4 protein-coding genes and 1 pseudogene are annotated in these 6,988 nt (G+C 63.7%); 2 read left to right on the forward strand and 3 right to left on the reverse strand.

What is annotated here, in order from left to right; all coding sequences use genetic code 11:
- Positions 1-178: 178 nt before the first annotated feature.
- The 3 genes and pseudogenes from Q0A15_RS11435 to Q0A15_RS11445 form a co-directional block, all read right to left on the reverse strand.
- Positions 179-349 (reverse strand): annotated as a pseudogene (locus Q0A15_RS11435) (succinate--CoA ligase subunit alpha); the annotation flags it as partial.
- 161 nt (positions 350-510) lie between these two features.
- On the reverse strand, positions 511-3,600 hold the full coding sequence (locus Q0A15_RS11440) for a cytochrome P450 (protein WP_291279656.1): 3,090 nt from the start codon (positions 3,598-3,600) through the stop codon (positions 511-513).
- A 68-nt stretch (positions 3,601-3,668) separates the two neighbouring features.
- Entirely contained in the window at positions 3,669-4,157 is a 489-nt protein-coding gene (locus Q0A15_RS11445) for an HtaA domain-containing protein (RefSeq protein ID WP_291279657.1), read from the reverse strand.
- 192 nt (positions 4,158-4,349) lie between these two features.
- Between Q0A15_RS11445 and Q0A15_RS11450 the strand changes: the two genes are divergently transcribed.
- Both Q0A15_RS11450 and Q0A15_RS11455 read left to right on the forward strand, forming a co-directional pair.
- Positions 4,350-5,267, forward strand: a complete 918-nt coding sequence (locus Q0A15_RS11450) for a LysR substrate-binding domain-containing protein (protein WP_291279658.1) — start codon at positions 4,350-4,352, stop codon at positions 5,265-5,267.
- Positions 5,268-5,473: 206 nt separating this feature from the next.
- On the forward strand, positions 5,474-6,868 hold the full coding sequence (locus tag Q0A15_RS11455; RefSeq protein WP_291279659.1) for an MFS transporter: 1,395 nt from the start codon (positions 5,474-5,476) through the stop codon (positions 6,866-6,868).
- The last annotated feature ends 120 nt before the right edge of the window (positions 6,869-6,988 follow it).

Consider the following 6,988-nt stretch of genomic DNA (forward strand, 5'->3'; position numbering starts at 1 on the left):
CGTCGAGAACGAACTCAATGGCCGGCCCCGCAAACGGTTAGGATGGCATACGCCCGCGGAACACATGCGGGAGCTCATAGGATCCTGAACACCACCGGTGTTGCAACAACCGCTAGAAACCGCCCACCGTAGTTGTGGTTCACGACCGTAGTTACGCCACGGACGATCCCTGAGAAGATCAGGCGGGGTAGACCTCGCGCAGCAGGCGGGCGGTCTCGGAGGGGGTCTTCCCGACCTTCACGCCTGCGGCCTCGAGGGCCTCCTTCTTGGCCTGGGCCGTTCCGGAGGAGCCGGAGACGATGGCGCCTGCGTGGCCCATGGTCTTGCCCTCGGGAGCGGTGAAGCCTGCCTTGACCAGGCGGTTCAGCAGGTATTCACCGATGGTGATGCACACAGTTTTCCTCTCGCGGGGTGGTGCTCGGGGTTGATCGCGGTCGTGGAGGGACCGGCTTCACCACCATGCCTGGTTTCTGCAGTACGCGCGTCCAGCCTTGACCGGCCCGGACCCGGTCAGACCGTTGCCGCCTCAAACGCGGCCAATGCATCACCCACCCACTTCAGGGCCACATCGGTCGCGGCATCACCGCTGCCTGCATCGTGACGCCCATACTCGCCGGTCCTGACGGCGCCCAATTCGCTCAGGGACTGATCGAGCACCTCGGACCCCTTGGAGTACGTGGCTCCGTAGCTGCGGTCACCAAGTCCAAAGACTGCATACCGCAGCCCACTCAGGTCCGGCCGCTGCTGTACCAGTTGGGAATTGAATCCCTGCGCGGATGCGGGAAGTTCACCGTCACCGTAGGTGGAGCACACCAGGAGCAGCGGATGCGAGCGCGGGAGATCACTGAGGTGAGCGGTGGACAGGTCCACGACGTTGGCGTTGTACTTGGCCGAAACCGACCGAGCCAGTTCCTCTGCCACGAGTTCGGCATTACCGGATTCGGTGGCGAACATGATGGTCACCGGCTGTTTGGGCACGGAGGACACCGGACCAGCCCCCACGCTCACGACGTCGGGCCCAGTTCCTTGGCTGGCACGTTCCCCGATCAGGCTGGTCGCGGACCCGGCAATGATGTTGGCTTCGCGAAGGTCCTTCACCTTGGCCCTGACGCGTCCGGCGGGGGCCTGCTCGCGTTCGTAAGCGTCGATGATGAGCCATCCGTCCCACGTGGTGGCACGGCGGAGTCGAGTGCGGAGGGCCGCAAGGCCTGGCTTATGGGGATGGGAGGGAAGGTCCACCGAGACCAGCGGGCTGAGGGAGCGGGCGTCAGCGCGCTGAGTCGGGATAGTTCCTCGCGGGCCGCGGCGGGCCCACCCGGCCACATAGAGGCCCGGCTCGATTCGGCCGGTTTCCTGGGCCCGCGCGTCCGGTGAGACCAGGTTTTCGTCGGGTGCTGCGGTGAAACCGATGGCGGTGAGGACGCTGCTCAACGCAAGGTGAGTCCGAGCACCATCTGCGCGGCGCAACGTCAACGCTTCGACGTGGTTGGTCGAGTCGCGTTCAATCCGTTCTGGGCTGGAGCCGAACCACCATTCAACGGTGATGCGCGAGGACTCTGCCTCGTTGCGTTCCGAGGTGGCGTTCAGCAGCGCCGCGACCTCTTTGGAACGCGGATCCTCTCCGAGTTCGGCAGCCGTGACGCCGTGAACCCGGTGTTCCAAGCCCGGCAATTCAGCGATCTCCCTGAACATGACCGGATCGAATTTTGCCCCCGCTGGCAGGGAACGACCCACCACATGGATGGTGCGCAACTCACCCGTGAGGGTGGCGTGTGCCGAGTCGTCCACGTCGGATCCCTCCAACTGGTCCGTGGTCTTGCTCAGCAGCCGCACCAAGTCCATGGCGACATTGCCCATGCCCACCACTGCGGTACAGGACCCCAAGGATTGGGCGGCAGCCCCGGGATGCGCATTGAGTGCGCGGGTCACCTCACCGGCACCGAAGACGCCCGCAGCCTGACCGTCTCCGGCACCAGCGCCAGGAATATCCAGGGCCACGTCCCGGTGCAGTCCGGTCGCCACCACCACCGCATCGAACGTGGCACGAAGTTCATCCAAACCCACCTGACTCGTGGAGGCATCCGCGTCCGTGGCGACCTCGCGAGTGACGTTGACGGCCCCGAGGTAAGTGACGTTCTCGGTTTCGAAGAGCCGGTTGAACTGGGAGGCAATAGCCTTGGTGCCCTGGTGATCCGGAGCCACACCGGAACGGATCAGACCGTGCGGTGTGGGAGAGGCATCCAAGACAGCAATCTCGGCATCAGGTAGTTCATGGCGCAGCGCCTGGGCACTGTAGAGGCCGGCCGGCCCCGCTCCGACCACGGCAATTTTCGGTTGCTCCACGCGGGACGTGGCCCCGGCGTCGTCCCCGAGGCCAACGGCCGCCGAGAAGGACTTCGTCTCATTCCACACCACAGGCAGGCTGGTCATCCCACGGAAGACCCAGCCACCTGCTGTTGCGGGACGATCGGGGTCGTGACGCAGGTGAGTCAAGGTGGTGAACAGTTTCGGCAGGGCCACTGTCGCAACCTCAGACTTGGCGATCCAGGCACCCAAACAGACGTGAATACCCTTACCGAAAGCCAAGTGAGCGCCTTCTCCACTGCGGGTGGCATCGAAACGTGCAGGGTCCTTCCACTGGGTGGTGTCGCGATTGGCGGAGAGCAAGCAGATCCCCAGTTTGGCTCCGGCGGGAAGCCGGATTCCCTGCAACACGGTGTCCCGAGTGGTCTGGCGCGAGTACATGCCGATGGGTGCTACCCAGCGGATAGCTTCTTCGAAGACCTCGTCCCAGCTGATGCGTCCGCTTTCGACGAGCATGCGTTGCCCGGAGTCTGCCAGCAGGGCGTGAGCCGCAACACCGATGGCGTCGCGTGGCTCATTGAGTCCTCCGCCAATGGTCATCTTCACGTTGGCGCGGATGGACTCCAACGGCATCTGCGCGCCCGGCAGCCCCAGCAGAGTGGAGAGCAGGGAGGCGTCCGGGTGCTTGCTGTGCCAAGCGATCATTTCGTCGAGGGCGTCGTCGACCTCATTGAAGGAGGCCTCACCCTTGGCCCATACGTCGGGGTCGTTCGCGTAGTTTCCGGTGGCATCGATCAGGGTCTGCGACCAGCGCTGCAGATCGGCGGCCGTGGCGTTGTGCAGTCCGATCACGGCCCTCAGGTTTTCGGCAGCATAGGGTGCTGCGAAATCCCAGACCACATCGTGACCTGGGCCCATTTCGCGGAATCGCTTCAGGTATTTTTCGGCGTTGGCTTCGAAGACGGGTAGCCACGTGCGCTTGACGACGCTGGGGCGCAGCACGGGTTGCCAGGACCGGCGCTCCACCTGGTGGTCGGGGTCGTCCTTGCGCAACATGGAGTGGCCCATGGCTCGCTTCATGAGGCTGCCTTCTTCGTCGGCGGAGAAGGTTTCCTTGTTCATCTCGGTGTCGTGGACGGCCGCGTAAGAGGTGACGAGATAGCGGTTGACCGCCGGGACCCAGTGGACTCCGCCCTCCGCCCTCAGCCGTTCAAAGATCGGGAACGGGTCGCGATAGAGCTCGTCAATGGTGACCCAGTCGGCGACGGGGGCCTGCCTTCCGTGGAGGGTGGACATCTCAACACTTCCTTGTGTTCGTGACTTGGGGTGTGGTGGGCCTTGATTGCCCCACGGTGATGGACGGGTCAGCGGCGGTGGATCACCAGGTTGTCCAGAACCGTCCCTGCCGGATAGCGCTCGAAGAAGAGGTCGGATCCGGCATCGGTGAGGCGGGGCTGATACGTCCGCGTTGCTGCGGATGGGGCCGCCTCGGGGACTGAGACGAGCCGGGCCAGCTGCAGCCGACCGCCGGGGCTGATGGTGTCGGCGATCTCTATGGTCCGAGGACGGGAGCCGGTGGCGGCCAGGACGGTGGGATCGGTGATGTTGATGCAGAGCAGGCCATGGTGTCCGTTGAAGCTGACGGTTCCGCTGAATGACTCGGTGCCGGCGTTGTCAGTCCCGGCTGAGGGGAAGAAGAAGCCGTCGTCGGTACTCCGGGCCCCGTCGGAAACGTGGACGCGCCCGTCTGGCATGGCCTCGATGTAGTCCACGAAGCTGGCCTTGATCCTCCAGACCAGACCGGCCTCGGTGATGGTGTCTGCCTCAACAACGCTTGCGGCGGCGATGGACATGAGTTCGGCCTTTCCCCTGCAGCTGTCAGTACGGTCTTCTCGGTGCGTGCCAAGGGTGGAAATAGCCCAGCTCCCTTGACTCCCATTACTGTGGTCCACAACATATCCACTGGTAAACCACGAACTAGTGCGCAATATCCACGCTCTGGTCGATGTGTTGCCCGATGGAGGCCTTACGTCAAGGAGGACGCAATGTCGCACTACACCCTGCGCCAGCTCGAATGCTTCGTCTCAGTCGCAGAAGAGGGCAGCATCAATGCCGCGGCAACCCGCATGTTTTCGTCAGCCTCTGCCATCTCCTCTTCGGTCACCTCACTCGAGGACGCACTGGACACACAATTGCTGGTGCGTCGCAAGGCACACGGGGTGACGCTCACGCCATCGGGCAGATTTGTCCTGACCAAGGCGCGCAGGCTCCTCCAGGAAGCCGCCGAGATGGAACGCGACGCCAGCAGCGCGGGCGAGGACCTGCGCGGTGCCGTCACGGTGGGATGCTATGCCACGCTGGCACCAAGCCTGCTGGGACGGCTGATTCACGAATACACCACGCGATACCCGCTGGTGGATGTGAGTTTTGTCCACGGCGCCCAGCCTCAGCTCCTGACCGAGCTGCACGCGGGCAAAGTTGACCTGCTCTTTTCCTACGACCTGCAGATCGGCCCAGAACTTCACCACCGCACCCTCTACAAGGCCCACGCCAACGTGGTTTGCTCCCCCGAGCACCCACTGGCGCAAGCTGAAGAACTGACACTGGCCCTGCTTGCACAACATCCCATGATCATGTTGGACATGGCGCCCAGCCGCGAGAACACCTTGCGGCTTTTTTCCCGGCTGAACCTGACCCCCAGGGTTCGCTTCCGCACCAGCGACTTCGAACTGACCCGCTCGTTGGTTGGCCGCAATCTCGGATGGGCCATTCTGGTGCAGACGCCCTCGCATCCTGTCACCTTCGAGGGATTGCCGCTCATGGTCCGACCGCTGCCAGAAGATGTCGACGGGGTGTCTGTCACGGTTGCCTGGCCCAGCCAGTCACGGCTCTCCCGAGCGGGAACCGCGATGGTGCAGTTGGCTGAAGAGCTTTTTGGCCAGGAGACTCCGGTTCCACACTAAAACCGTGCTTTATAGGCACTTTCTCCCGCTTTACTCGATGTTGTGGCCTGCTTCACACTCAGTACCTGGACGTCATCGCGTCCTACGGTCTACGGCGATCGACTGGATGCCTTCCATACGGACGGTGCCGCAAGCTCACCCGCGGTAGGCCCTCACTCGACCATCAAGCTCCCCACATCACCAGCATCCAGCCTCAGGAGATCCTCATGGCCCGCTCCAGGGCGACGCAGCGTCGCGTCGCCGCAGCCACCGTCATCGGAACCACCATCGAGTGGTACGACTTCTTCATCTACTCAACCGTCGCAGCACTCGTCCTGGCCCAGCAGTACTTCGCCCCAGCAGGTGAATCAGTGGCCCAGCTCCTTTCCTTCGTCACCGTCGGCATCTCCTTCCTCTTCCGGCCGCTCGGAGCCCTGATCGCAGGCCACTTGGGTGACCGGCTCGGCAGGCGAGCCATCCTCGTCATGACGCTCATCATGATGGGTGCGGCCACCGCCTTGATCGGCCTGGTCCCCAACTACGACAGCATCGGTCTCGCCGCACCACTGGCCCTGATCCTCTTGCGCATCCTGCAGGGCATGTCCGCCGGCGGCGAATGGGGCGGGGCCGTGTTGATGGCGGTTGAACATGCCGATCCCAAGCGACGGGGCCGTGCCGGTGCGTTCCCACAGTTGGGTGTGCCGCTTGGCATGCTGTTGGCCTCCGGCGTCATGGCTCTCATGACCGGCGTCATCGCGCCAGGGGAAGCCTTCCAGTCATGGGGCTGGCGGGTTCCCTTCCTGCTGTCCATCGTGCTGGTGTTCGTTGGTTACGCCGTGCGCCGCAGTGTTGAAGAATCCCCCGTCTTCCGGGAGCTCGAGAAGGTCGCGGACCGCCCCAAGTTGCCGATCGTGACCTTGTTCCGCAAGCACGGTTGGCTCGTGCTCGTGGCGGCACTGGTGTTCGCAGGCAACAATGCAGCCGGCTATATGACCACTGGTGGTTTCGTGACTCGCTATGCCACGTCATCCGAGGTGGGGCTCGATGCCACGGCCGTGCTGCTGGCGGTGTCGGCAGGTTCCGCCATTTGGCTGGTCTCCACCTGGTTCGCGGGATCTCTGTCTGATCGGATTGGCAGAGCCCATACCTATCAGATTGGGTTCGGGCTTCAGATCCTGACCTCGTTCCCGCTGTTCTGGCTGGTCAGTACCGGCAACCTTGGAGCTCTATACCTGGCCCTGGGGCTGTTCTCGCTTGGCCTGGGCCTGAGCTACGGGCCGCAGGCAGCTCTCTACTCGGAACTCTTCCCGGCCTCGATTCGCTTCTCCGGTGTCTCCATCTCCTACGCGCTCGGTGCTGTTCTCGGTGGAGCGTTCGCTCCGACCATTGCGCAGGCACTGATGCAGGCCACAGGCGGCACTGCTGCCGTGTCCTGGTATTTGATAGGCATGGCCGTGCTGTCCCTGGCGGCGGTATCCCTGCTACGTGACCGCCGTGGCATCAGCCTCTCCCCCGATGCGGAGTCCCTCCAGTCCCGCGGGCAATGGGTCTTCTCCCCCAAGGAGGCGGCCGAGAATCACACTGCACAGCCGGCCCAGGAGTCCCAGCCGGCGGCTCGCTAGAACTACGGGTGAGTCCACCCCAAGCCAATGCCCGACGTCGTGTTCCCCCCAAACAACAGAAAGTGGGCAACCCACCCAGGGCCAGAAGTGTGCCGGCACCGCTGAGCAAACCCCACAAAC

Origin of the sequence: Galactobacter sp. (assembly GCF_022712295.1) — a bacterium.
Classification (GTDB): domain Bacteria; phylum Actinomycetota; class Actinomycetes; order Actinomycetales; family Micrococcaceae; genus Galactobacter.